The sequence below is a fragment of the Pandoraea captiosa genome (assembly GCF_902459775.1).
In the GTDB taxonomy this organism is placed as follows: domain Bacteria; phylum Pseudomonadota; class Gammaproteobacteria; order Burkholderiales; family Burkholderiaceae; genus Pandoraea; species Pandoraea captiosa.
In genome coordinates this window covers 1156618-1179873 of sequence record NZ_CABPSQ010000001.1, presented here as the reverse complement: position 1 = coordinate 1179873, position 23256 = coordinate 1156618, and the positions used below count along the sequence as shown (strand labels likewise).

The 23256-nt window shown below is 64.1% G+C and carries 19 protein-coding genes; 14 read left to right on the top strand and 5 right to left on the bottom strand.

The annotated features are described in order from the left end of the window. Positions 1-17: 17 nt before the first annotated feature. Both PCA31118_RS04965 and PCA31118_RS04960 read right to left on the bottom strand, forming a co-directional pair. Positions 18-1151, bottom strand: a complete 1134-nt coding sequence (locus PCA31118_RS04965; protein ID WP_150623452.1) for an NAD(P)H-dependent flavin oxidoreductase — start codon at positions 1149-1151, stop codon at positions 18-20. 211 nt (positions 1152-1362) lie between these two features. Further along, on the bottom strand, positions 1363-2544 hold the full coding sequence (locus PCA31118_RS04960; protein ID WP_150623450.1) for a site-specific integrase: 1182 nt from the start codon (positions 2542-2544) through the stop codon (positions 1363-1365). A 114-nt stretch (positions 2545-2658) separates the two neighbouring features. Here PCA31118_RS04960 and PCA31118_RS04955 point away from each other — a divergent pair, with 114 nt between their 5' ends. Continuing rightward, positions 2659-3708 carry a DNA-binding protein gene (locus tag PCA31118_RS04955; RefSeq protein WP_150623448.1) on the top strand — a complete coding sequence of 350 codons (1050 nt, stop codon included), beginning with the start codon at positions 2659-2661 and terminating at the stop codon, positions 3706-3708. Here PCA31118_RS04955 and PCA31118_RS04950 read toward each other — a convergent pair. Then, positions 3673-5148 carry an efflux transporter outer membrane subunit gene (locus PCA31118_RS04950; RefSeq protein WP_246190060.1) on the bottom strand — a complete coding sequence of 492 codons (1476 nt, stop codon included), beginning with the start codon at positions 5146-5148 and terminating at the stop codon, positions 3673-3675. The genes PCA31118_RS04955 and PCA31118_RS04950 overlap by 36 nt on opposite strands. 7 nt (positions 5149-5155) lie before the next feature. On the opposite strand from PCA31118_RS04950, the gene PCA31118_RS26960 reads away from it, so the two are divergent. The 4 genes from PCA31118_RS26960 to PCA31118_RS04935 all read left to right on the top strand — a co-directional run bounded on the left by PCA31118_RS26960 (position 5156) and on the right by PCA31118_RS04935 (position 9040). Further along, entirely contained in the window at positions 5156-5293 is a 138-nt protein-coding gene (locus PCA31118_RS26960; RefSeq protein ID WP_174990279.1) for a hypothetical protein, read from the top strand. Between the two features lie 102 nt (positions 5294-5395). Continuing rightward, the gene (locus PCA31118_RS04945) at positions 5396-6541 is read left to right on the top strand and encodes an HlyD family secretion protein (protein ID WP_150623446.1); all 1146 of its coding nucleotides are present in this window, start codon (positions 5396-5398) and stop codon (positions 6539-6541) included. A gap of 161 nt (positions 6542-6702) precedes the next feature. Beyond that, entirely contained in the window at positions 6703-8247 is a 1545-nt protein-coding gene (locus PCA31118_RS04940; protein ID WP_246190059.1) for a DHA2 family efflux MFS transporter permease subunit, read from the top strand. 238 nt (positions 8248-8485) lie between these two features. Next, on the top strand, positions 8486-9040 hold the full coding sequence (locus tag PCA31118_RS04935) for a winged helix-turn-helix transcriptional regulator (RefSeq protein ID WP_150623442.1): 555 nt from the start codon (positions 8486-8488) through the stop codon (positions 9038-9040). An 87-nt stretch (positions 9041-9127) separates the two neighbouring features. On the opposite strand, the gene PCA31118_RS04930 is transcribed toward PCA31118_RS04935, so the two are convergent. Further along, positions 9128-11248 carry a putative bifunctional diguanylate cyclase/phosphodiesterase gene (locus tag PCA31118_RS04930; RefSeq protein WP_150623440.1) on the bottom strand — a complete coding sequence of 707 codons (2121 nt, stop codon included), beginning with the start codon at positions 11246-11248 and terminating at the stop codon, positions 9128-9130. A 435-nt stretch (positions 11249-11683) separates the two neighbouring features. On the opposite strand from PCA31118_RS04930, the gene PCA31118_RS04925 reads away from it, so the two are divergent. From PCA31118_RS04925 to PCA31118_RS04885, 9 genes are all read left to right on the top strand, one after another. Beyond that, positions 11684-13474, top strand: coding sequence for a mechanosensitive ion channel family protein (locus PCA31118_RS04925; RefSeq protein ID WP_150623438.1), 1791 nt, complete (start codon positions 11684-11686; stop codon positions 13472-13474). Then, the gene (locus tag PCA31118_RS04920) at positions 13446-15029 is read left to right on the top strand and encodes a DUF2252 domain-containing protein (protein ID WP_246190058.1); all 1584 of its coding nucleotides are present in this window, start codon (positions 13446-13448) and stop codon (positions 15027-15029) included. The genes PCA31118_RS04925 and PCA31118_RS04920 overlap by 29 nt, the downstream gene beginning before the upstream one ends. A gap of 166 nt (positions 15030-15195) precedes the next feature. Then, positions 15196-16776: a GGDEF domain-containing protein gene (locus tag PCA31118_RS04915; RefSeq protein WP_150623436.1), complete on the top strand. Its 1581-nt coding sequence runs from the start codon at positions 15196-15198 to the stop codon at positions 16774-16776. Positions 16777-17102: 326 nt separating this feature from the next. Continuing rightward, positions 17103-17990 carry a BON domain-containing protein gene (locus tag PCA31118_RS04910; RefSeq protein ID WP_150623434.1) on the top strand — a complete coding sequence of 296 codons (888 nt, stop codon included), beginning with the start codon at positions 17103-17105 and terminating at the stop codon, positions 17988-17990. A 293-nt stretch (positions 17991-18283) separates the two neighbouring features. Next, on the top strand, positions 18284-18646 hold the full coding sequence (locus PCA31118_RS04905) for a BON domain-containing protein (protein ID WP_150623432.1): 363 nt from the start codon (positions 18284-18286) through the stop codon (positions 18644-18646). Between the two features lie 190 nt (positions 18647-18836). Then, positions 18837-19295 (top strand): PRC-barrel domain-containing protein, encoded by a 459-nt coding sequence (locus PCA31118_RS04900; RefSeq protein WP_150623430.1) that lies wholly within the window; start codon positions 18837-18839, stop codon positions 19293-19295. A 357-nt stretch (positions 19296-19652) separates the two neighbouring features. Next, positions 19653-19808 carry a DUF3309 family protein gene (locus tag PCA31118_RS04895; protein ID WP_150623428.1) on the top strand — a complete coding sequence of 52 codons (156 nt, stop codon included), beginning with the start codon at positions 19653-19655 and terminating at the stop codon, positions 19806-19808. Between the two features lie 47 nt (positions 19809-19855). After that, the gene (locus PCA31118_RS04890; protein WP_150623427.1) at positions 19856-20095 is read left to right on the top strand and encodes a ChaB family protein; all 240 of its coding nucleotides are present in this window, start codon (positions 19856-19858) and stop codon (positions 20093-20095) included. A 503-nt stretch (positions 20096-20598) separates the two neighbouring features. Beyond that, entirely contained in the window at positions 20599-21813 is a 1215-nt protein-coding gene (locus tag PCA31118_RS04885) for an MFS transporter (protein WP_150623425.1), read from the top strand. On the opposite strand, the gene PCA31118_RS04880 is transcribed toward PCA31118_RS04885, so the two are convergent. Beyond that, positions 21711-23141: an MATE family efflux transporter gene (locus tag PCA31118_RS04880; protein ID WP_217431240.1), complete on the bottom strand. Its 1431-nt coding sequence runs from the start codon at positions 23139-23141 to the stop codon at positions 21711-21713. The genes PCA31118_RS04885 and PCA31118_RS04880 overlap by 103 nt on opposite strands. Positions 23142-23256 lie beyond the last annotated feature (115 nt).

Below are 23256 nucleotides of genomic sequence, written 5' to 3'. Positions count from 1 at the left end.
GGCCGGGTATTCCCCGCTCAGAGCGCAACGCTCAGTTCGCGCAGCGAGTCAAGCGTCTGACGCAATTCGGCGCGCAACACATCAACCAACTCAGCCGCCGGCATCGCTCGTGCGAGTGGCGCTGCCTGACCTGCCCATTGCGCGGCGTAGTCACTGTTGCCCTTGGCTTTGGCGGCGGCGTGGATCGCCTTGCCGGCGTCGTAGGTCACGGGATAGGCGGGCAAATCGGGACGCCCGGCTGTTTGTTCGATGGCGTAGAGCCGGTTGACGAAGCCGCGAGCGGGGCGGCCCGAGATGGCGCGGATGAGTGCCGTGCGCGGCGGATTCGAACTCGTGAGACGTTCGCGGTATGCGGCGTCTGCTGCCGATTCCGGGCAGGCGACGAACGCCGTTCCCAGCTGTGCGGCCTGCGCTCCCAGCGCGAGCGCGGCGGCAATGCCCGCGCCGTCCATGATGCCGCCCGCCGCAATGACAGGTACCGACGTATGCGTGACGATCAGACGCACGAGTGCGAGCGTGCCGAGTTGTTCGTCGTCGGTAGGAACGCGGTCGCCGAGATCCTCGAAGCGTCCGCGATGGCCGCCTGCCTCGAACCCCTGAGCGACGATGGCGTCGATGCCTGCGGCCTGAACGGCCTTGGCTTCCGTGAGATTCGTTGCCGTGGCGAAGAGTGTGATGCCCGCGGCGTGCAGCGCGTCGATTTTGTCCTGTGAAGGCAATCCGAAATGGAAGCTGACGACTGCCGGGCGTTCTTCGAGCAGCATCTCGTACATGGTGTCGTCTGCGACGAAGCTCTTGTAGATTTCGCTGAGCGTGGCGGGCGGCGTCGCGTCGAAGCGGGCGAATTCCGGCGCGAGATAAGCGAGCCATGCCGCGTCGCGCGCGGCATCGAGCTTGGCGGGCGCGTGGCAGAAAACGTTGACGTTGAACGGCTTGCGCGTGAGCGCGCGCGTGTCGTGGATGGCCTTGCGCGCGGCATCCGGACCGGCGGCCGCGACGCCGATCGAGCCGAGTCCGCCTGCGTTGGAGACGGCGGCAGCGAGCGCCGGTGTCGAGGTGCCCGCCATCGGGGCCTGAATGATGGGGGTCTGCAATCCCAGACGTTCGACAAGGACGCGATTGCGGGACGGGGAGGTGTTGGAGCTGAGCATGACGATCTGCACCTAAAGTGTTCGAAGGGAGGAACCGCGGCAGTCATTGCAGGCGAAATGTCCAATATGTCCACTATGGCATACGCCCGGCGCGATAAAAGATACCACTTAAATGCATCTTTATGTTGACCAGGGTGCGGTGTCATTGACGACCGAACGGGTATCGCATCGGGGCGGCAGAACGTGCTTCGCGTCGTTGTCGTCTTCCGGGTCAGGTGTTGGCTTCATCCTGCGCGTTGGGTTCGTGGGCGATGTCGGACTCATCCGCTCCCATCAAATCGGCTGCCCGTGAGCGTTGCATATCCGCGCGACGGAAATAGCCAACGACCGTGGCGACGCTCGTGTGGCCGGTCATCGTCATCGTCTCGGCCAGCGGCACCTGCTGAAGTGCCGCTTCGGTCACGAAGCCCGCACGCAACGAATGCGCCGAGAAGTTGCCCTCCAGGCCGGCGAGGGCGCAGCGCTCGCGCACGATGTCGCGAACGGCGGCTTCGGAGAGCGCTTCGCCGACATGCCCGCCGCGCCGCACGCGACGGAAAATCGGGCCGCTTTCGATGCCGGACGCACTAAGCCAGTCCGTCAGCGCGGCAGCGGCGGCGCCGGTGACGGGCTTCTCGTTCTCCGGCAGATCCGCGCCCTGCTGATTCGTTTTCGACCACGAGAGCGTGTAAAGGTAATGCGCTGGCCCACAACGTCGGACGTTCTCGCACGTCGCACGCACGACTTCGGAGCGTCGGCGTCCACCACTGGCCCACGCGAATAGCAGCAGCGCCCGGTCGCGCTTGCCTCGCAGCGAGTCGTCGCAGGTGGCGAGCAGGGCGCGTAAGGGCTCACGTGTCAGGGCGTCCTTGCGCGTCGTGCGAACGCCGCGCTTCGCATAGGCGCGGCGCGTTTTGGCGAGCAACTCACGTACGGCGGGCTCCGTGCACGGGTTGGGGAGGTCGCGCGACGTATGCCACTTGGCAATGACGCTGATCCGGTGCAGCAGTGTCGCGAGCGCGAGCGGCCCGGGGCGCGCCTTGAGTCCTTGCGCGACCAGTGCGCCGTCGAGCGCATCGGGCATCTCCGTCGTCAGACCGTGATGGCTCTGGCGTTGCGCGTGATCGACGATGAACTGCACGACCACTGCGGGCGGCAATGGCGCGACGAGCGCCTCGCCGTACCGCAGGCGGTACCAACCCATCCAGTAGCGCATCGCCGACTGATAGCTTCGTCGCGTGTTCACCGAATCGCCTTCGCGGGCCAGGGCTTGCGCCGCTTCGCGCGCATCGGCGTCAAGCACGGCGGGGTTGAGCGGCACGGGCAAGCGCGCGGCGGGTGATTTTTCGGCGGTGCCGCCGCCGTCGGATTTACGCGACGGCGCACCTGAAGTGCTAATTTTTCTGTCAAACATATGATTTCATATGTATTATGTGCGAAATATAACGCATCTGAAGAATAACTCACGATAATCTTCCATTATCGTGAGTTATTTAGCAATGCCGCCGACTTCAAGGAGTGCTTCGCGATGACTGCGTCCCAAACACCGACATCCGCTTCTCTCATGCCGTCGCCAAGGCAAGGCGGCCGAGGCATTTCCGAGCATGACGTCTGGGCGGCGGCGGATGCCCTGCTGATGGCGGGGCAGCGCCCGACGATCGAACGCATTCGTCAGCAGTTGGGCCGAGGTTCGCCCAACACCGTGAGCCCGTATCTGGACGCGTGGTTCGCTGGCCTTGGCGCACGTTTGCAAGGGCCGGGCGACGGAGTTGCCGGTGTGCCGGCAGGCATTGAGATGCCGGAATCGGTCGCGCGTGCGGCACTGAACCTGTGGACGCTGGCGCTGGAGGAAGGACGCGCCGCGTTGGCGGAAGAGGTGGCGGCCCGACGCGCAGTGCTCGACGCACGCGAGGCGGAATTGAATGCAGATCGTGAGGCATTGGCCCAGGCGCGCGCCGTGCTTCATGAGCGGATTGCGTCGGCGGAGACGGCTGCAGCCGATGCGCGGCAAGCGCGGGACGAAGCGCAGGCGCAGGCGCGCCGTGCCGAGGCCTTGCTGATCGACGCGCAGGCCGACGCCGTCGCTTCACGTCAGGCGCTGTCGGCCGCCCGCGACGCCATGCAAGCGTTGCAGGAAGAGCATGCGACGCATCGCGCCGGTTGGGATGCGGAGCGAGCCAAAATCACTGAGCGCGCCGAGGCGAGCGAACGCCGTCTGATGCTTGAGTTGGACGCTGCCCGCGAGGCGATCAAATCGCTGCAACAAGAACGCAAGCAGACACAGCGGCAGGCGCTGGAAGCCGAAGCCGCGCTTGCCGCGATGACGGAAGCGCAACAAGAAATGCGTGCGGCGAAGACGATGCAAGACGCTGTCGTCGCACGCTTGCGTGAGCAGGTCAGCACGCAAGAGGCGCTGGTGGCGACCTATCAGACGATGTTGGCATCGCGGCCGACCGCGGCTCCCGGTGCCGGCGGTGCGGGAGGCGTTGCGCGAGGCGCCGGAGCGGGGGCACGGCGCCGCGCGAGCAGTGCCGCCACGCCGTCAACGTCGGTCTTGAGACGGCTGCGTCGTTCGTAGGTCCGCCGCCAGATTCATGTCGGACGTCCATCCACCGCCCAGCGCGCGGAACGTCGCGACGGCGGCGCGCGCGTTGTCGGTCTGCGCCCGGGCGTCGGCGTCGCGCAGCGTCAACAGTTGCCGGTCGGCGTCGAGCACTTCGTACAAGCTGACGGTGCCGCCGGTATAGGCGTCCTGCGCGCTGTCGCGGGCCCTCGTCTGGGCGTCCACAGCGCTCGTCAGATCCTTGCGCTGCTGCTCCAGTTCGACGAGCGTGACGATGGCGTTCTCCACATCCTCGGTGGCGCGCAGCATTGCAAGCCGATATTCCGCAAGGGCCTGGGCGTTCGCCCCGCGCGCCTGCGCCACTTCTGCGTCGATGCGTCCAAAATCGAACAACCGCCAGCGAAGGCCTAGCGCGGCCAGCGGCTGGAACGTGGCGGCGCTGGGCACCCGTCCGCCGGCCAGCGTATCGAAGCCGAGTGCGCCGGATAGCGAAAGCTTCGGGTAATACTCGGCGAGCGACGCGCCAATCCGCTCGTTCGAGGCTGCGAGCTTGCGCTCCGCTGCTATCACGTCCGGCCGACGGCGAAGCAGGTCCGCGGGGGCGCTGGCATCGCCAATCGCGGGGATCGTCAACGCACGGGCTCTCACGTCGTCGGCCTGCGTGGGGGCATTCATGCGGCGTGCGTATGTGCCTGGCGCGGCACCCATCAGGACATCGAGTCGGTTCAGTTGTGTCTCGCGCTCGATGCGCAGCGGCGGCAGTGTAGTACGTGCTTGTGCCAACAGTGCCTCGGACTGCGCCAACTCGCGCGCCGTCGCCAGGCCGTCCTTCAGGCGCAACTTCACGATCTCCATCAGACGCATGTCCGTATCGATCTGATCCTGCGCAATCGCCAGGCGCCGCTGCGCCGCGCGAACCCGAAAGTAGGCGTCTGCCGCATCGGCCACGATGCTCACCCGAACGCCATCGCGCTCTGCCTGCGCCGCCTGTTCGAGCGCGCTTGCCGCCTGCGCCGAGCGTTGTAATCCGCCGAACAGGTCCAGCTCCCAACTGGCACCCGCGCCGATGTCGTAGATGGTCATGTTGCGGTTGTAGCCGGGGACGGTGCGCGCCACGACCCCCAGCGGACTGTCCAGCGACTGATGCTCGCGCGTGACGCTGCCATCGAGTGTCAGCGACGGCAACCGTTGCGCCCCGGCCGCCTGAGCCTGCGCGCGCGCCTGCGCCACACGCGCCATCGCTGCCTGTAAATCGAGATTTTGCGCCAGCGCCTGCTCGACGATGCCTGTGAGCACGGGATCGTGAAAGCGCGTCCACCAGGTGTCCAGCGAGAGGGGCGTATCTACGCTTGCATGCGTCGCGTCGCGCTGCGCCAGCAATGCGCTGCCTTCGAAGTGCGGCGGAAGCTCGGCGCTCGGGGCGACATAGTCGGGGCCGACGGCACAGCCCGTCAAAGCGCTTATGCACAACGCCAACGCGGCGTTGCGCAGCTTAGGAAAGGGTGTCGGGCGCAATGTCGACGAGGGCATCGGCAAAGACGTCGGCAAAACCGGCGGCGAGATGGGATTCATGGAGTTCAATGAGTTACTTGCAAGATGATAGTTGCAACTCTATACTCACTTCCATTATGAAAGCAACCCCTGGTTGCGTGTCGTATGGACACCGCCAGATATCCCATCCAGAGCGAAGAAGGACCGACCCATGACATCCCCCAGCACGCCAACCCACAGCGACAGCCAGACGGGTGGCCATCCCCATAAGCGAGCGTTCCCGCGCGGCCTTGTCGTGCGAGGCGCCGTAGTTGTGGCAGCGATTGCCGCATTGGCGTACGGGACTTACTGGTGGACGACCGCGCGATATTTCGAGACGACGGACGATGCTTATGTCGGTGGCGACGTGACCGTCCTCGGCCCGAAGGTCCCGGGATATATCGCCGAGGTGCTGGTGACCGATAACCAGACAGTGCGGGCGGGCGACGTGCTCGTGCGCCTGGACGATCGCGATTACCGGGCCGCGCTGGCAAAGGCCGAAGGGGCGGTTGCCGCCCAACAGGCGTTGTTGGCCAATCTCGACGCGACTGCCAGATTGCAGACGGCTGTGATCGCGCAGGCGCGGGCGAGTGTCGTGGCGGTGACGGCGGACGCACGCCGTGCTCACGACGATCAGGTGCGCTATCAGGATCTGGTCGCCAAGTCGGCGGTATCGGTGCAAAGCGCCCAGAAGGCGGACGCGGACTACAAGCAGATCAGCGCGAATCGCGAGCGGGCCGAGGCCGGCGCGGTGGCCGCCGAGCGTCAGCTCGACGTCATCGCTACGCAAAAACAGCAGGCGCAAGCGGCGTTGGCGCAGGCGGTGGCCGATCGCGACATTGCCCGGCTCAATGTGGAGTACACCGTGCTGCGCGCGCCGGTCGATGGCACGGTCGGCAATCGTCGCGCGCGCACTGGCGCCTATGCGCAAGCGGGCACGCAACTGCTTGCCATCGTGCCGGCGCATGGCTTGTGGGTCGATGCGAACTTCAAGGAAGGACAGGTCGCGCATCTGCGTCCGGGCATGCCGGTGAAGATCGAGGCCGACGTGCTGCCCGGGCGTGTCTTCCACGGTCGCGTCGCCAGCCTCGCGCCGGCGACCGGTGCGCAGTTCAGCGTGCTGCCGCCGGAGAATGCGACAGGTAACTTCACGAAGATCGTTCAGCGCGTGCCGGTACGTGTGCAACTTGACGACAGCGACGCGCGTCTGGGGACGTTGCGCCCGGGCCTCTCGGTGACCGCGGAAGTGGACGCGCGAGGTGAGGGCCATGGTGACAAGGCGCTTGCCCCGGCCGCCGCGAAGGTGGCGGCAAGATGAGCGCCGCGCAAGCCGGAGCGGTGCAGCCGCTTCCCACGGGCGTGAGCGACGCCGCAAAGCCCGCACATTCCGCGAACGATGCGCGGCCGGGACAACCATCATCAACGTCATCGCCGACATCGTCGACATCGCCTGCCGGCGGCGGATTCTCGGCGGACTCCATGTCCACGCCTGCCAAGATCATTGCCTTCGGGACGATGGTCGTCGGTATGTTCATCGCGCTGCTCGACATTCAGATCGTATCGGCATCGCTTCGGGACATCGGCGGCGGATTGTCGGCCGGTGCTGATGAAACGGCCTGGGTGCAGACCAGTTACCTGATTGCCGAGATCATCGTGATTCCGCTCTCGGGCTGGCTCTCGCGGGTCATGTCGACGCGCTGGATCTTCGCGGCGTCTGCTGCGGGCTTTACGTTGGCGAGCTTGCTGTGCGGTGCGGCGTGGAACATCCAGAGCATGATCGCGTTTCGCGCATTGCAAGGGTTTCTGGGCGGGTCGATGATCCCGCTGGTGTTCACCACGGCGTTCGCCTTTTTCAGTGGGCCGCAACGGGTTGTGGCCGCCGCGGTGATCGGCGGTCTGTCATCGCTGGCGCCTACGCTGGGTCCGACCATCGGTGGATGGATCACCGATAACTATTCGTGGCACTGGCTTTTTTTCATCAACATCGTGCCGGGCATTTTCGTGACGGTGACGGTGCCGCTGATGGTGCGCATCGACCGTCCGGATGTCTCATTGCTGCGCGGCGCGGACTATCTGGGCATGGTGCTCATGGCCGTCAGTCTCGGTTGCCTTGAGTACACGCTGGAGGAAGGGCCGCGCTGGGACTGGTTCGGCGACGATACGATTCGCACCACGGCATGGCTGGCGGGATTGTGCGGCGTGGCATTCATTTGGCGCTCCCTCGTATACGCCCAGCCCATCGTGGACCTTCGGGCACTGAAACAGCGCAACTTCGCGCTGGGCTGCTTCTTTTCGTTTGCCACGGGGATCGGCATTTTCGCGACGATCTACCTCACGCCTCTGTTCCTTGGGCGGGTGCGCGGGTTTTCGGCGTTCGAGATCGGCATGGCGGTCTTCTCGACAGGCATCTTCCAATTGCTGTCGATCCCGGTGTACACGATGCTCGCCAATCGCGTCGACCTGCGCATATTGATGATGGTCGGGATCGGCGGTTTCGGCTTGTCGATGTGGCAATTCGCCCCGATCACCCACGACTGGGGCACGGCGCAACTGCTGTTGCCGCAAGCATTGCGCGGTGCGGCGCAACAGTTTGCGGTCGCGCCCATCGTGACGCTCACGCTCGGGAGCCTGCCGCCTGCACGGTTACGCCTGGCATCGGGGTTGTTCAATCTCATGCGAAATCTGGGCGGCGCTATTGGCATTGCCGTCTGTACGACGGTGCTCAACGACCGGACCAATCTGCACTTTTTCCGGCTTGCGGAAAATATGGGGCAGGGCAATCCGGCCGTCGGTCAGTGGCTGGCAGGTGTGGGGGCGCGAATGGGCGCGGCGGGCCTCGATGCGCTCGATGCGCAGACGGCGGCGCTGCGTCAACTCTGGCTCCTGACGTTGCGCGAGGCGCAAACGATCACGTTCGGCGACATCTTCGGCGGCCTGGGTGCGATCTTCCTCTTCGTCACGTTGATGGTGCCGTTGATGCGCAAGGTTGCACCGCCCAAAGCACCGAGTGCAGACGCGCATTGAGGTCTTCGGCAGAAGAATTCACTTTAAATAATTTACTTCTCTATCGAATCGTAAGTTATTGATATTCATCGATGTTCATCATGAACCTTGGTGAGGTTTGCGCTCAAGGACCGCGCGTCGCCCCTCAGTGACTTGCCCGACGGGGTCGACGCGCTTATGCTCACTTGCATGCTAATAGGCAGGGCGTGACGCGCACCGATGTCCGATGCCGTCACTTCTCTGAACGCGAGGAAACCGTATGCACCGAAAAACATTCCGCGATATGCAATGCCCCATTGCCCGAAGCCTTGAGCGTGTGGGGGAATGGTGGAGCATTCTGATTCTGCGCGAGGCGGGGTATGGGACGACGCGCTTCGACGATTTTCAGCGTCGCCTGGATATCGCGCCGAACATGCTGACGCGACGACTGAATGCGCTGGTCGAGGAGGGACTGCTCGAGCGTCGTCAATATTGCGACCGGCCGCCGCGCTTCGAATACGTGCTTACCGACGCAGGGCGCGATTTCCGTCCGGTATTGTGGGCGCTGCTGGCGTGGGGAAACCGGCATTTCGCACCGGAGGGAATTGCGGCGCAACTGGTTGACCGCGAGACGGGCCAGGTCGTCGAGCCGGTGGTGGTCGATGCCGTGACTGGTGCACGTCTCGACCCGAAGCGTCATATCCCGAGCGCCGGGCCGGCGGCCAGCGAAAACATGCGGGCGCGGCTCGCGCGAGCGGCCGAGTTCGTGACGGGCGAGTCGAGCCCGGAGACGCCGGACGGTCGGTCCGTCGACGATGAGGCGACTGCCGTGTGAGAAGCGCTTCGACACAAACCACGATTTGTATTTTGAAAATACAAATCAGGATTTGTATGACGTGACGCAAGTCCCGGCAAAAACCAGTTACGCCATCGCCGGGGCGCCGGAAATGCCCGGCAGTGAGGCGAGCAGTCGGGCAAAGGCGTCGCTCGTGAGGGGTTTACCCAGCAGGAAACCTTGCAACTCGTCGCAATCGAGCGTCCGAAGCGCTTCGCGTTGTGAGGCCGTCTCGACGCCCTCGGCCACTACGTCCATGTCGAGCGAGTGGGCCAGGGCGATGATCGCGGAGACCACCGCGCTGCCTTCGCGCCCGCAAGTGTCCAGACCGTTGGTGAAGAATCGGTCCATCTTCAGTTGCTTGACACGGAAGCGCTGCAGATACGCCAGACTCGAATAACCCGTGCCGAAGTCGTCGATGGCAACTTCGAAGCCATGGTCCTGAAACGCGCGGATCACGTCGATCGTGTGCTGCGCGTCCGACATCGCCACCGTCTCGGTGATCTCGAACATCAGTCGCGAGCATGCAATGCCGGCATCGCGCACGATCTCCAGAATATTCTCGACCAGCAGCGATTGCGCCATCTGCCGGGGCGAGAGGTTGATCGCGACCTTGACCGGCGGCAAGCCCGCGGCATCCCATTCCTGGATGTGGCGGCACGTCTCCCGGACCACCCAGTAGCCGATTTGCACGATCTGGCCGGTGCGCTCTGCCACCGGAATGAAATCGGCCGGCTGCAACTCGCCGAAAGTCGGGTGCGTGAGGCGCAGCAGCGCTTCGGCACCGGCAAGTGCCTCCGTATCGCCCCGGTACTTCGGCTGGAAATGCAGCGAGAAGTATTGTTCGCTCTCCGCGTCGTGCAACGCCTGCTGGATTTCCCAGGTGCGTTGGGCCGCAGCATTCATGCGCGGCTCGAAGTAGCGGAAGATGCCGCGTCCGGCGCGCTTCGCTTCATACATGGCGGTATCGGCATGCTTTAGCAGCAGATCGATGCTGTCGCCATCGTCCGGATACAGTGCCACGCCGATGCTCGGCATCACGTGCAGCGACTGGTCGCCGACCTTCAGGCCGTCTCGCATGTCGTCGAGCAGACGCTGCGCCACGCGGCCGGCGACTTCGGGCGACGACAGGGAGCCCAGCAGCACCACGAACTCGTCGCCGCCAAGCCGCGCCACCACATCGTCGCCGTTCACGTTCTTGCGCAGGCGCTTGGCAAATGCACGCAGCACATCGTCGCCCACGTTGTGGCCCAGCGAATCGTTGATGGTCTTGAAGCCGTCCAGGTCCATGAACAGCACGGCGAACCGTCGCTGGTCACGACGCGAATTGATCAGCATGCGCGCTGCAGCGTCGTGTAATGCACGCCGATTGGGCAAATCGGTCAGCGCGTCGTAGGTCGCCATGCGTGCAATCTGCGAGTTAAGTTGCAGGACCGAGCTGGCAAGGAAACTGGTGCGGGCGTCGAGCCGGGAGACGAGCAGGGTCGTCACCAGAATCAGGAACGTAAAGAGGCTGACGGTCGTGACCAGCCACGACGAACTGACGCCGTTGGCCGCCCCGCAGATGGCCCCTGGCGCAAAGGTTGCCGCCGACATGCCGGTGTAGTGCATCGCCGTGATGGCGAGCCCCATCACCCCCGCTGCGGCGATGCGCTTGGCCATGACGTAACGCAGACTGCCGTCGCGCAACGTCCGCGCGATCCAGAGTGCCGCCGTGGCGGCAGCAATGGCAATCAGAATCGACGCCGTGAAGAGCACTGGGTCGTAATGGATAGCCGGATCCATTTTCATGGCCGCCATGCCCGAATAGTGCATCGCGGCGATGCCCATACCAAGGGTCACGCCCGCACAGCCCAGTCGCCACCGCGTGAACCGCTCGCTCGCCACGAGCCAAAGGGCGGCCCACGAGATCGTGACGGCAATGCCGAGCGAAGCTGCCGTGATGGCCGGGTCATAGCCCAGCGCAAGCGTGGCTTTCGAGTCCAGGGGCGACCACGACGGCGAGAGCGACAACGCAAGCATGCCGATGAAGTGCATTGACCAGATGCCGATGCCCATGGCGGTCGCGCCCACGGCGAGCCACGCGTGACGCATGCCACGGTGGGTCATGAGATAGATGCGACCTGAAAGGTCGAGCGCCGTAAACGACGCCAGCACGGCAACTGCTAGCGATAGCGCAACGAGCCAACCACTGTACGAACTGGACATATGAAAACCGACCGAAAAGTCCCGCTTAACTGGTTATCGGCACGTGGCGCCGAGAGTTGAGGATTGCGGTGGAATATTTCCAAGAGCCTTGGCAGCGGCAGATGCCCGCGACGTGTCATGCCGAAGCGTTTCGATCTGCGTCGATGCTCGACAGTGCCGATGCCATAGTGAATAATCCGTCCATACCTGTCCCCTGGCACCGCTTTATGCGGTGAGTGCGTACGGCGAATGCGAAGACTTCGACGTCGTATCGCAGTCGTATCGCGCTCATGTAGTGTGCCGGGTGGCAAGCCGTCGGGGGCTACGCAATCAGGCGTGACTTGAGAACACTATCGGGGGGCAGAGCACGGCAGCCCTAGATTTTGCCTGAATTCCGTAGGAATTCCTCTTACTGAGTGCAATCTGGGTGGCCAACTTGCCCGCAGGAGCCGTGATATGCGCATTCGCATGGGGCTGTTGCAAGTGCTGGTGGTGTGTGGAATGGCCGTGGGGCCGGGGTTTGCGGCCATCTCGGCAGCGTTTGCCCTCGAAGTTTCATCAGCCGGCGCAGTGTCGGCGCAAGGCAACGTTACGACGGCCCCTGCCGGGCAATCGGCGCCTGAGGCCGACGCGTCCGCCGGCGATCCGCGCGACGGCGTGGAGCTTCGCTTCATGGATCGTCCGATCGTAACGTTTCGCGGCACGCTCGGTGGCGCGAGTCCCGAAGTGCGCGCCGCGCGCGCCAAAGCAGTGCTCGACAGCCTGCCCGGTAGCGCCTTCGATGCGCCTGTGGACGTACTGCGTGCATCGCTTGGCGGTGTCTCGGGCGTGGCGTTTCGGCTTCAGGACCGGATTCTCTTTGCCTTGACGACCGACGATCTGGCGCAAGGCGATCCACGCACGCTCGATGCCGCCGTCGCCGACGTTCAAAACCATCTGAAAATCGCTTTTGAAGCGCGTCGCGAGCAACTTCATTTACCGACCATTCTGCGCGGCATCGCGCTTAGCGCCCTCGGCGCCGTGGTGCTCGCCATGCTGGTGATCGCCATCGGCCGTGCGCGGTCGCGGCTAGAGTCCCGGTTGCAGACCGCGTTCGAGAAGCGTGTTCTGCAACGCACGGCGCGCACGTTCGACTGGACGGGGTCGGCCGTGCATCTGGTCCATCAGGTAGTGCAGATCGGCGCGGTCTGCCTATCGCTGGCCTTCGCATACCTCTATCTGATCTTCGTGCTGATGCAGTTCCCGGCCAGTCAGCCGTTGGCGGGCCGTTTGTCCGATTTCCTCTGGTCGCTGGTCGACCGTTTCGGCATCGGCGTGGCCGCCTCGATTCCGGGCATCCTGACGGTCATCGTCATTTTCCTGCTCACACGCGCCCTGCAAAGCCTCATCAATAACGTTTTCGATGCAGTCCAGAGCGGACGCCTTGCCATTCCCGGGATGCATCCCGAGACCGCCGGCGCCACGCGTCGTCTGGTGTCGGTGGTGGTGTGGGGGCTGGCGCTGACCTTTGCCTATCCCTACATGCCCGGGGCGCAGAGCGACGTCTTCAAGGGACTGTCGGTGCTGCTGGGGTTGATGGTGACGTTGGGCTCCAGCGGCATCGTCAATCAACTGATGAGTGGCATGGTCGTGATCTACAGCCGCTCGCTGAAAAAGGGCGATCTGGTGTCGATCGGCGACGCGACGGGGGTAGTCGTAGGGGTGGATGCGCTATCGGTGAAGCTGGTCAATCTGGCGCAGGAAGAGTTGACGATTCCAAATGCGGTGGTAGTGGCGTCCACCGTGCGTAACTTCACGACGCAGGGACGCGCGCGTGGCGTTGCGATCAGCACGACGTTGACCATCGGATACGACACGCCGTGGCGACAGGTGCACGCCATGCTGATCGAGGCGGCGGGTCAGACGCCGCAGGTCGCGGCAAGTCCTGCGCCGTATGTGCTCCAACGGGCGTTGTCGGATTTCTACGTCGAGTACGAAATTTTCGCCACCCTGCGGGATCCTGCTACGCGATTCGCCGCGATCTCCGCGCTGCACGAGAGCATTCAGGACGTCTTCAACAAGTACGGCGTGCAGATCATGTCGCCGCATTTCGAAGAGCAGCCGCATGCGCCGCTGACGATCCGACCGGAACATTGGTATCCGGCTCCGGCGCGTGCCCCCGAAGGTATGGACGCCTCGCCGTCGTCGGCTGCGACATCACAAGAACAAGGAGTCGGCCATGCCCGTGAAGTCCCTGAAGTCCGTTAATTCCGGTAATTCCGGTGAGCCGTTGACGCAAAAGGCCGGTTCGCCGGATGTCGGGGCGTCCGCGACCTCTGTGCGCAGGATTTCGACGCAGGCAGCGACAGCAGCGCCGACAGCGGCATCGACGACGGTTGTCTCGCAGCCGGCCGTCCCGGCGGTGCCGTTCGAAGCGCGCCTTGCGGCCGGACGCCAGTTGCGCGAAAAAACGCCGCGCAGCAGCCATTCGCATCTCGGGAACACGGACCGGGATATCGTGGAATTGCTGCGCACGAGCAGCGAAGGCCGCGTGGCGGCGCTCGTGCCGCTGCGTTACGGCCGCATGCTGGCGTCGCCGTTCGCATTCTACCGGGGGAGCGCCATCGTCCAGGCGCATGATCTGGCGGGCACACCGAATTCCGGGCTCACGATGCAGATCTGCGGCGACTGTCATCTGGCGAACTTCGGCGGTTTCGCGACCCCCGAGCGCAAGCTCATCTTCGATCTGAACGATTTCGACGAAACGGCGCCGGGGCCGTGGGAGTGGGATCTGAAGCGTTTGTGTGCCAGTCTGGTGCTGGCTGCGCGGCAGTTCGGTTTCGGCGACACGCTTGGCGTGGAGATGGTGCGCGCGGCCGTCGACGCGTACGCGCGCCGTCTGGACGAGTACGCGCACATGCCGACCATCGAGTTGTGGCACGAGCAGATCACGTTCGAGCGCATGCTGGAGATGGCGGGGACCGACCGGGTGCGCGAGGGTGTCAAGCGCGGCATTGCCCGCGCCGCCGGGCGCACCCATGAGAACGTGCTGCCGAAATTCGCCCAGCAGATCGGCGATCACTGGCAGATTCGCGATACGCCACCGACCGTGTTTCATGTGCACGGTGCCACGACCCTGTTCGGTCCCGAGGACGACTGGCTTGGTCTGGGCGACTGGCGCACGCTGTTCGCCCCCGTCTACAAGAGCTACACCAGTTCACTGCCGCCCGATCGTGCCCGGATGCTCGAGAGCTATACGCAGCAGGATCTGGCGTTCAAGGTGGTGGGTGTCGGCAGCGTCGGCACGCGCTGCCTCGTGCTGCTGATGATGGATACGCACGAGCAGCCGCTGTTCCTTCAATTCAAGGAGGCGTCGAAATCGGTCGTCTCACGTTTCTTCAAGAACGTCACGCCGAAGCACGACGGACGTCGCGTGGTCGAGGGCCAGCGTCTGATGCAGGCGGCCTCGGACGCCTTCCTCGGTTGGGGCACCGGGCCGTTTGGACGGAGTATCTATGGGCGTCAGTTGCGCGACATGAAGATTTCCGCCCAGTTCGAATTGTTCCGTGCCGACGGCTTTCGCGAGTACGCCAGCCTTTGCGGATGGGTGCTCGCCCGCGCGCATGCGAAGGCGGGCGGATGCGCTGCGGAACTGGTCGGGTATGTGGGCAAGGGCATTCGGCTGGGGGAAGCCCTCATCCATTACGCGACGGATTACGCCGATCAGGTGGAGCGGGACTACGAGGTCTTCCGCAAGGCATGCCGGGACGGACGCCTCGAAGCCCGGACCGATACCGACATGGCGGCCGATTTCATGGCGTGACGCCGTACAACTTCGCACGACCGCCGCGCCATCGTGGTGCGTTGTGGCCGGACGCCCAAGGACATCGAGAAACATCGGGGAACATCGTGGAACATCGGGGGCGCCCGTGATCGATACCCTGATGCACCGAGTGCACTGTGAGTGAGCAGAGCCGGAGAGTATGCCGATGCATCGATTGCGTGCACGTCTGGTGGTGGCGGTGAGTACGGCAGTGCGGTGGGTATCGCGCACGCCCACGCTGATCGTCTGGAGTGGCGTGGGTATTTCCGTACTGGTCATGGTGGTCGCCGTGGCGCTTCTCTACGAGGGGCGGCTGCTGGTGCTGGCCCGGGCGGCGGACAACCAGCGCAATATCGCCGAAGTGATGGAGCGCGATCTCGAGCTCAATTTCCATGTCTATGAAGCGTCGCTCGACGCAGTAGTGAAGCTGCTGGCGCGCCCGGACGTCGACGCGCTGACACCGGAGCTGCGCCGCGAACTGATTTTCGAGCGCGCAGGCGCGTCGCGCTATATCGGGTCGCTGGTGGTGCTCGATGCGCAGGGCAACATCGTCATCGACGCCGAGAGCGAGGTGCCGCGTCCTTTCAACTTCTCGGATCGCGATTACTTCCGGGTGCATCGCGATGACGCGCACGCAGGGCTTTTCGTGAGCGGCTTCCTGCATTCCCGCCTTCGCGACAACAAGCCGACCATGGTCCTGAGCCGGCGCATCACCCGCCCGGACGGGGCGTTTGGCGGTGTGGTGTCGCTTGCCGTCGACACGGAATACTTCCGTCGCCTGTTCGATCACATCGAAGTCGGGCGCGACGGGGTCATCCTGCTGCTGGGCAAGGACGGCGCCATTCTCATGCGCAAACCGTATGACGAGAGCGTGATCGGCCTCACGATGGCGCAGACCGGCCGCTACGAGGCGTTGCCCCCGGGGCGCGACGATCACCGCATCTATCCCATCCGCTTTCTCGGGCGCGATGGGCTGATGTCACGCCGGTTCCTGAGCAATGTGCCGCTCACGCTGATCGTCGTGATGTCGAGCGAAGAGACGCTGGCGCCATGGCACAAGCGGGTGATCGAGTTCGGTGGCCTGTTCCTGTTGCTCAATATCGGGTTCGTTGCTACGTCGGCGTTGCTGGCGGCACAGTTGCGGCGGCGCTTGCGCGCGGAGCGCGAATTGAGCCTGCTCGCGCGCACCGACGGTCTCACGGGGCTGTCGAATCGCCGCTCGCTCGACAAAATCCTGGCAAACGAGTGGCGCCGCATGCGGCGGGCGGGGCATTCGATGGCGGTGGCGTTCATCGATATCGACTGGTTCAAGCGCTATAACGACACGCACGGGCATCAGGCGGGCGACGCCGCGCTGGCTGCCGTGGCGAGCGCCATCGGGGGCGCCTTGCAGCGGCCGTCCGACGCCGCCGGACGGTACGGCGGGGAGGAGTTCATCGCCGTGTTGCCGGACACCGACACGATCGGCGCGCAACGGGTAGCCGAGGGAATTCGACTGGCGGTCGATCGGCTGAATCTCGCGCACGCGTCGAGCGATTTCGGACACGTGACGGTGAGTGTCGGTGTGGCATGCCGTAAGCCGCGTGAGGGGGAGTCGGTCGACGCGCTCGTCAAGGCCGCAGACGACGCGCTTTATCGCGCCAAGGCAACCGGCCGTAACCGGGTCATTGTGGCGTCGGACGACGACACGCATGACAAGCACGACAGCCGCTACGCAGACCCCGCCACGCCCACACCGCCGGCTTGACGCCAACTCACCGATCCTGCGCAGCCTCGCGTAGGAATCGTCTGGTTTCTTCTTCAGTAACAGGGGCCGCGATTGCATTGCGGCCCCTTTTTCTTGTCGCTCTCAATCCTCCGTCAGTGCTTCAGGAAAAACTGATAATGCGTTGATTTATCGGTGGATTTTACTCGTCAAATTCGGTGCGAGTGCGGGGCAATTGCGCTTGACAGTGCCCGCCTACACATCTTTCAGATTCCGCCGATTCGCCGAATGAACCCGGCTCTCTACAATCGATTTCAACAAGTCACGTGCCAGCCTCGACAGCACGGACTGCAGCCAAGGAGTTTGTCATGGCGAAGCGTATCCCCCCGTCGCCGAAGCCGCGCCAGATGCGCGAGATGGCGAGTGACGAAAAGCAGCGCGAACAGGACCAATGGCAGCACCAGCATCACGCATTGACGCATGAAGACGGAGACGCCGAAACGAGCGGCGCGCAACCTGCAGAATCGGACCGTGCCGAACAGGTGCAGTCGCATGAGGCCAGACAGTCCCGGGAGCGCGACGCGCAGGCGGCTCACGCCCACCAGCAACGCGATCCGAAGTGGCTGGGGGCATCCGAGCCGAAGCGCGCCGGAACAAAGCGCGAAAGCAAGGGCAATGGCGATGTGCCGGCAGCGGCCGGCACCGACGGCCGGGCAAAGCATTCGACCAGTGGTTCGGGCGGTCATGGTTATGCACCGGAGATCGCTCATGGCGAGGAGAGTGGCTATGGACCTGCGGATGCTGCGCCAGGCGCGCATCCCAGGTTCGGTCGGCAAAGCGGATACGGGCCGCATGACGATTACGCGGGCACCGGGCGCGATGCCGCGGGGTTTGCGGATGCAGGTGGAGCGGTGAAGAGCCCGTCGGAAGCGCGTCGCGTCGACTGGCCGGAAGGGACGGTCGGTGCGCCGCGGACGGAAAAGCGTAGCTCGGCAAGGTCCGACGCGGCGGTCCATGACGACATTCGCAAGACGTTGTCGGACGCCATCGATCTCGACATCTCCCATGTGGAGGTGACGGTGACGTCGGGGCTGGTACTGCTCACCGGCTATGTGCCTGAACGCTGGATGCAACATGTCGTGCAGACGGAAGTGGCCAAGGTCGAGGGCGTGCTCGGCGTCGACAACCGGTTGCACGAACGCCGGGTGAAGGCAATGAGCCGCCCCGGCGAGAGCCAGGAAGGCCACAAGATTTGAGTTTGAAGATTTGACGTTGTTTCGGCACCGCAGGTTTGGGACTCGATCGATCTCGACCGGGGGCCGGGGGCCGGCCAGTACGGAACGAAACGGAACAAAAGGACACTCGGTACCCGCGATGCGACGACGCGTCGGCGGGTGCCGGTCAAAAGGCAAGACCGGGCATCTCCAGGCGAGGGGATGTATCACCTAAGACTCGGTCGTCGCATGGGCGCCGCACGTGAAGTGTGCTGGAGGTGACGCCCCGAGGCAGCAATGCTGGCGATGTGACGGCTAATTTCGGGAGGTCAACAATGAAACAAGCCAATCTGCTCAAGTTCATCATGGCGGGCGCGCTCGCCACGACCGGTATCGCCGCGCATGCGCTCGATCAAGGCGGGATCATCAAGATCGCCGACAACGCGAGCGCCAGCAGCGCGATGAACGATACGGGCCGCAAGATCGACGACTCGGCGCTCACCGCCAAGGTCAAGGCCGAGCTCCTGGCCAAGAAGGATGTGCCGTCGACCAAGGTGCACGTCAAGACGGTGCGCGGTGTCGTGCATCTGACGGGCTCGGTGCCTGAGGCGGCACAGAAGACGCTCATCGAGGATACGGTCAAGGGCGTGGACGGCGTCGTCGACGTCAAGAACGACCTAAAGGTGTCGGCCAAGTAACAACGCAACGCCGGACACGCCGCAAAGCGACAGGCCCGACGCCAGTCGCAGTATTTGCAGGACACGGCGTCGCGTTGCACGAGTAGCAGCGCGACGCCGCGCAAGAGACCGCACTCTTTCCATGCCGGCGCGCCAGCCAGTCAGTGTGAGCATCGGCGCCCCGACTTCACTTGTGACGGAGGAAGGAATCATGACCATGCAAACCGGCCGGGGCCAGACGCCCCAGACAGGGCAGACAGGACAGACAGGACAATCAGGGGCACGCATCGTGGGCGCTTCCCATAAGCTGCCCGACGGTCCGGGCCCCTCGGTAATGGCCGCCGATACGCTCGATGCGGAAGACGTTGTCAATCCCGCGGGCGAGAGCCTCGGCAAGGTCAAGCACATCATGCTCGACGTGCAGCGCGGCACCGTGGCGTACGCTGTGTTGTCGTTCGGGGGATTCCTCGGCATGGGCGACAAGCTGTTCGCCATCCCGTGGCATGCGTTGCAACTCGACGTCGAGAACAAGCGCTTCATTCTCGACATTGACAAGGAAGCCCTCAAGAAGGCGCCGGGTTTCGACAAGGATCATTGGCCGAGCATGGCCGACATGCATTGGGCCGAACAGGTGCATACGTATTACACCGTTGATCCTTACTGGCATTGAGGCCGGGGACAACTTGCCTATGCCGAGCGACACCGACATCTGCCGGCCAATGATGCAGGGTCCCCGCCGGTATGCCCATCTGCCCGAGCCATTTGACCCGAACGGGCCGGGCAAGCCGCCGGGGACGCCGCCGCCGAAGTCGCCTCCGGATGAGGACGAACCGACGCCGATGCCCCCGCCGGACCGACCGCTCGACCCGCCGGTGGAGGAGCCACCTGCCAGGCCGCCGGGCAAATATGCAGCGCATGTCGTGTAAGTCGCGCATGTCCCGTCAGCCCGGGAGCGCGCTTTGGCGCGCCCGATAGGGCGGCGGCAGGCAAACATTGCTGAACATTGGATCGGCAAGGGAGGAAAGTCATGCTTGGCACCATCTTGTTGATTGTTCTGATTTTGTTGTTGATCGGCGCGCTGCCTGCGTGGCCGCATAGCCGGGAATGGGGCTACTACCCGTCCGGAGGCATCGGGCTGATCGTGCTTATCGTCGTGTTGCTTGTGGTGATGGGGCATATCTGACGCCCGTCAATGTTGCACAGGCGCAAGTCGCACAAGGAGGACCCGTCATGCCGTATCGACAGACGCATGAATTGCCGTCGAGTGTGAAGGATCATTTGCCGGCGCACGCGCAGGAGATTTACCTCAAGGCGTTCAATTCGGCCTGGGACGAATACAAGGATCCGGGCGAGCGGCGCGGTCACGAATCGCGCGAAGAGACCGCCCATAAAGTGGCGTGGACCGCCGTGAAGAAAACGTATGAAAAGGATGACAAGTCCGGTCGGTGGCACGCGAAGAAGCATCACTGATCGGTAGTTCCAGGGGGTGAAGCGCAAGCCGCTCCCTGACGACCCCCAATACGATTGCATCCGGTTCCCGCAACCGGAGCGCAACCGTACCTTGCCGGCCCACCCACTGGGCCGGCTTTTTTATGTGCTGCGCGGGCGTGTTGTCCGGGCCGTTTGCCTGCCGTCTACTTGCCCTCGATGCGCGGTCATGAGGCGCTGTTCTTGACGGACATTGCACTGCCCCGTTCGATTATTGCGGTGCGGGCAAACGAGGGATTCATGATGGCGAAACGCACGTCATTGTGACGTTTTTATGATGTTGCATTGCGGCAGTCGGCCTGCAAGGATTGCCCCGTTGACGTAAAATCCACGTCTTTGAAGGGAAGATCTTGCTGCGAGCGCGACCGTATTGCGCCTGTGGCGTAGCGCCCCATGCCGACGTTTTTCCATTTCCCCATCGCCGTCGTCACCGACACGGACGACGAACGTTGCCGGCGCCATGCCGGCCGTCACGACCGAATCCCATGAGCACCCCCCAAATTCTCCCCGCCGAGGCGTCCGAAGCATTGCCGCCGTCGTCCATCCCCGTCTGGCTGTCTTTCGTGGCGCTGGCCATGGGTGGGTTCGGCATCGGCACAGGCGAGTTCGTCATTATGGGTTTGTTGCCCGACGTTGCCAAAGGCCTGGACATTACGATCCCGCAAGCCGGTCACGCGATCAGCACCTACGCATTGGGGGTTGTGATCGGCGCGCCGCTGCTTGCTGTATTGGGTGTGCGTTTGCCGCGTCGGGCGTTTCTGATTGCGCTCATGGCGATGTTCGCCGTCGGCAATTTTGCCAGCGCCATGGCGCCGGGCTACCTCTCGCTGATCGTTCTGCGATTTCTGAGCGGTCTGCCACACGGAACGTACTTCGGCGTGGCGGCGCTCGTCGGCGCGTCGCTCGTGCCGCCGCACCGGCGCGTACATGCCGTCGGGCAGGTCATGCTGGGGCTCACGCTGGCGACCCTTTTCGGGGTGCCGCTCGCTGCCGGACTCGGGCAATGGCTCGGGTGGCGTGCCGCGTTCGTGCTGGTCGGTCTCATTGGCACGTTGACCGCATTTCTCGTCTGGCGATGGGTGCCCGATGCGCCGGCACCGCATGGCGCAAGTCCGCTGCGTGAGCTCAATGCGCTGCGCAACTCGCAGGTATGGCTCACGCTTGGCATTGGCGCGATCGGTTTTGGCGGCATGTTCGCGGTGTTCAGCTACATCAAGCCTACGCTCATGCAGGTCGCGGGCGTTCCCGAAGCCTGGGTGCCGTTCTATCTCGCGCTGTTCGGTGTGGGCATGGTCGGCGGTACGATCATCGGGCCGCGTCTGGTTGCTGCCGCTTCGCTCATGCGCGCGATTGGCGGCACGCTTATCTGGTCGGCGGTGTTGCTGATCGCCTTCACGTTCACGTCGGCGAATCCCTGGCTGGCCGGTGTCAACGTCCTCGCCATCGGCACGATCATCATCATCGGCCCGGCCTTGCAGATTCGTCTCATGGATGTCGCAGGCGAGGCGCAAACCCTTGCGGCGGCGCTCAACCATTCGGCGTTCAATATGGCCAACGCCGCCGGCGCATGGCTCGGCGGCGTGGCGATCACAGCCGGTTACGGCTGGACTTCGACCGGCTGGGTCGGCGCTTTGCTGTCTTGCGCGGGCATGGTCATGTTCCTTTGGGCACGACGCGACGCGCGACGGAAGGCCCGGTAGCACATCCCCTGCATGGCCAGCATGGCGATGAAGGCGAGCGGATACGCCCACCAGATGCCGGTCAGTCCGGCGATCCGCTCGAACCACCATGCGGCCGGCACCTCGATGCCCAGCAGCCCGACGACGCCAAGCAGCGTCGGCACCCAGACCTTGCGGCTCGCGCGCATGGCGCCGGTCATGATGACCGTCGTTCCCATCACCAGGACGCTCCACGCGACGATATAGAGCAGGTGCGTCGCCAGTTGCAGCACGTCGGGATCGGTCAGGAACCCGCGCAGGATCGTCGGCGCAACCAGATAGATCACCACGACCAGCGTGCCGGTGAGGCCGAGATTGCACAGCAAGCCCGTGCGCACGATCGCGCCGATACGGTCGCTGCGTCCTGCCCCGATGGCGTGGGCGCAAAGGATCGATGACGTGATACCGAGTGTCATCACGGGCAACTGCAGCCAGCTCATCACTTGGTTCACCGCGCCGTACGCTGCCGTGGCATTGGCCCCGTGACGGTTGACCATGCTCAGCAGCGCCATTTCAGCGATGGCCATCGTCAGCATCTGAATGGCCGTGGGTACCCCGATATGCAGGATGCCGCGCGCCAGTTCCCCATTCCAGCGAAGTGCAAGCCAAAGCGCGCGATTCGGCGCGAGGGGGTGGCCTTTGCGTCGCCAGTAAAGGCCCATCCAGACGAGCGCGACGGTGAATGCCAGCAAGGTCGACGCCACGGCACTCGTGACGCCCAACGCCGGGAAGGGGTCCCAACCGACGATGAACGCCGGCGTAAGCCCGATCGAAAGCAGCGTGGCAATGAGCAGCGCGAGAAGCGGCGAGACGGCATCGCCCGTGCCGCGGCTCATCGACGTCGTCAGCCAGAGCAGGAACACGACGGGCATGCCGACGAGCATCCCGCGGGCGTACTGCGTGGCCGCTTCGAATACGGGCTCAGGCGTGCCGAAAGCCTGCATGAGCGGCGTGGCGAACCAGCCACCGAGCACGCTGACGAGAACGCCTGCGCCGAACATCATTACCAACGCCGTGCCCGCAATGTTGCGCACGCGGGCGAGATCTTTTGCGCCCCATGCCTGCCCGATCATCACGGTCGCGCCGGCCGACAGGCCGATCACGATCGCCAGCAGAAAGAAGAAGACGGGGAAGAACGCCGAGACGGCGGCAATCGCGTCGGTGCCGATCAGGTGGCCCAGGTAGATGCCGTCGACCGTGCCCGCCATCGACTGGAGCGCGTTGGTCAGCATCATGGGTACCGCGATCAGGAGCCAGGTTTTCCAGAGGGGTCTGGGCGGGGGCGGCGAAGCCGTGGTGGTTTGGGTCATGGTGTGTTTTCTTTTGGAACGGTACGAAGCACGGGCAAAAAAGGCATCCACCCGGAACGGCGGTCCGCCCGGTGTGCATGGAAATCAGGGAAATCAGGGAATTGACGGAATTGAC

Excerpts from the sequence above, each read along its gene's own strand:
- PCA31118_RS04905 (WP_150623432.1), top strand. The coding sequence starts at position 18,284 with ATGAAACAAGCCAATCTGCTCAAGTTCATCATGGCGGGCGCGCTCGCC.
- PCA31118_RS04920 (WP_246190058.1), top strand. The coding sequence starts at position 13,446 with ATGCCCGTGAAGTCCCTGAAGTCCGTTAATTCCGGTAATTCCGGTGAG.
- PCA31118_RS04895 (WP_150623428.1), top strand. The coding sequence starts at position 19,653 with ATGCTTGGCACCATCTTGTTGATTGTTCTGATTTTGTTGTTGATCGGC.
- PCA31118_RS04915 (WP_150623436.1), top strand. The coding sequence starts at position 15,196 with ATGCATCGATTGCGTGCACGTCTGGTGGTGGCGGTGAGTACGGCAGTG.
- PCA31118_RS04885 (WP_150623425.1), top strand. The coding sequence starts at position 20,599 with ATGAGCACCCCCCAAATTCTCCCCGCCGAGGCGTCCGAAGCATTGCCG.
- PCA31118_RS04890 (WP_150623427.1), top strand. The coding sequence starts at position 19,856 with ATGCCGTATCGACAGACGCATGAATTGCCGTCGAGTGTGAAGGATCAT.
- PCA31118_RS04955 (WP_150623448.1), top strand. The coding sequence starts at position 2,659 with ATGACTGCGTCCCAAACACCGACATCCGCTTCTCTCATGCCGTCGCCA.
- PCA31118_RS04880 (WP_217431240.1), bottom strand. The coding sequence starts at position 23,141 with ATGACCCAAACCACCACGGCTTCGCCGCCCCCGCCCAGACCCCTCTGG.
- PCA31118_RS04930 (WP_150623440.1), bottom strand. The coding sequence starts at position 11,248 with ATGTCCAGTTCGTACAGTGGTTGGCTCGTTGCGCTATCGCTAGCAGTT.
- PCA31118_RS04925 (WP_150623438.1), top strand. The coding sequence starts at position 11,684 with ATGCGCATTCGCATGGGGCTGTTGCAAGTGCTGGTGGTGTGTGGAATG.
- PCA31118_RS04960 (WP_150623450.1), bottom strand. The coding sequence starts at position 2,544 with ATGTTTGACAGAAAAATTAGCACTTCAGGTGCGCCGTCGCGTAAATCC.
- PCA31118_RS04940 (WP_246190059.1), top strand. The coding sequence starts at position 6,703 with ATGTCCACGCCTGCCAAGATCATTGCCTTCGGGACGATGGTCGTCGGT.
- PCA31118_RS04945 (WP_150623446.1), top strand. The coding sequence starts at position 5,396 with ATGACATCCCCCAGCACGCCAACCCACAGCGACAGCCAGACGGGTGGC.
- PCA31118_RS04965 (WP_150623452.1), bottom strand. The coding sequence starts at position 1,151 with ATGCTCAGCTCCAACACCTCCCCGTCCCGCAATCGCGTCCTTGTCGAA.
- PCA31118_RS26960 (WP_174990279.1), top strand. The coding sequence starts at position 5,156 with ATGCACAACGCCAACGCGGCGTTGCGCAGCTTAGGAAAGGGTGTCGGG.
- PCA31118_RS04935 (WP_150623442.1), top strand. The coding sequence starts at position 8,486 with ATGCACCGAAAAACATTCCGCGATATGCAATGCCCCATTGCCCGAAGC.
- PCA31118_RS04910 (WP_150623434.1), top strand. The coding sequence starts at position 17,103 with ATGGCGAAGCGTATCCCCCCGTCGCCGAAGCCGCGCCAGATGCGCGAG.
- PCA31118_RS04900 (WP_150623430.1), top strand. The coding sequence starts at position 18,837 with ATGACCATGCAAACCGGCCGGGGCCAGACGCCCCAGACAGGGCAGACA.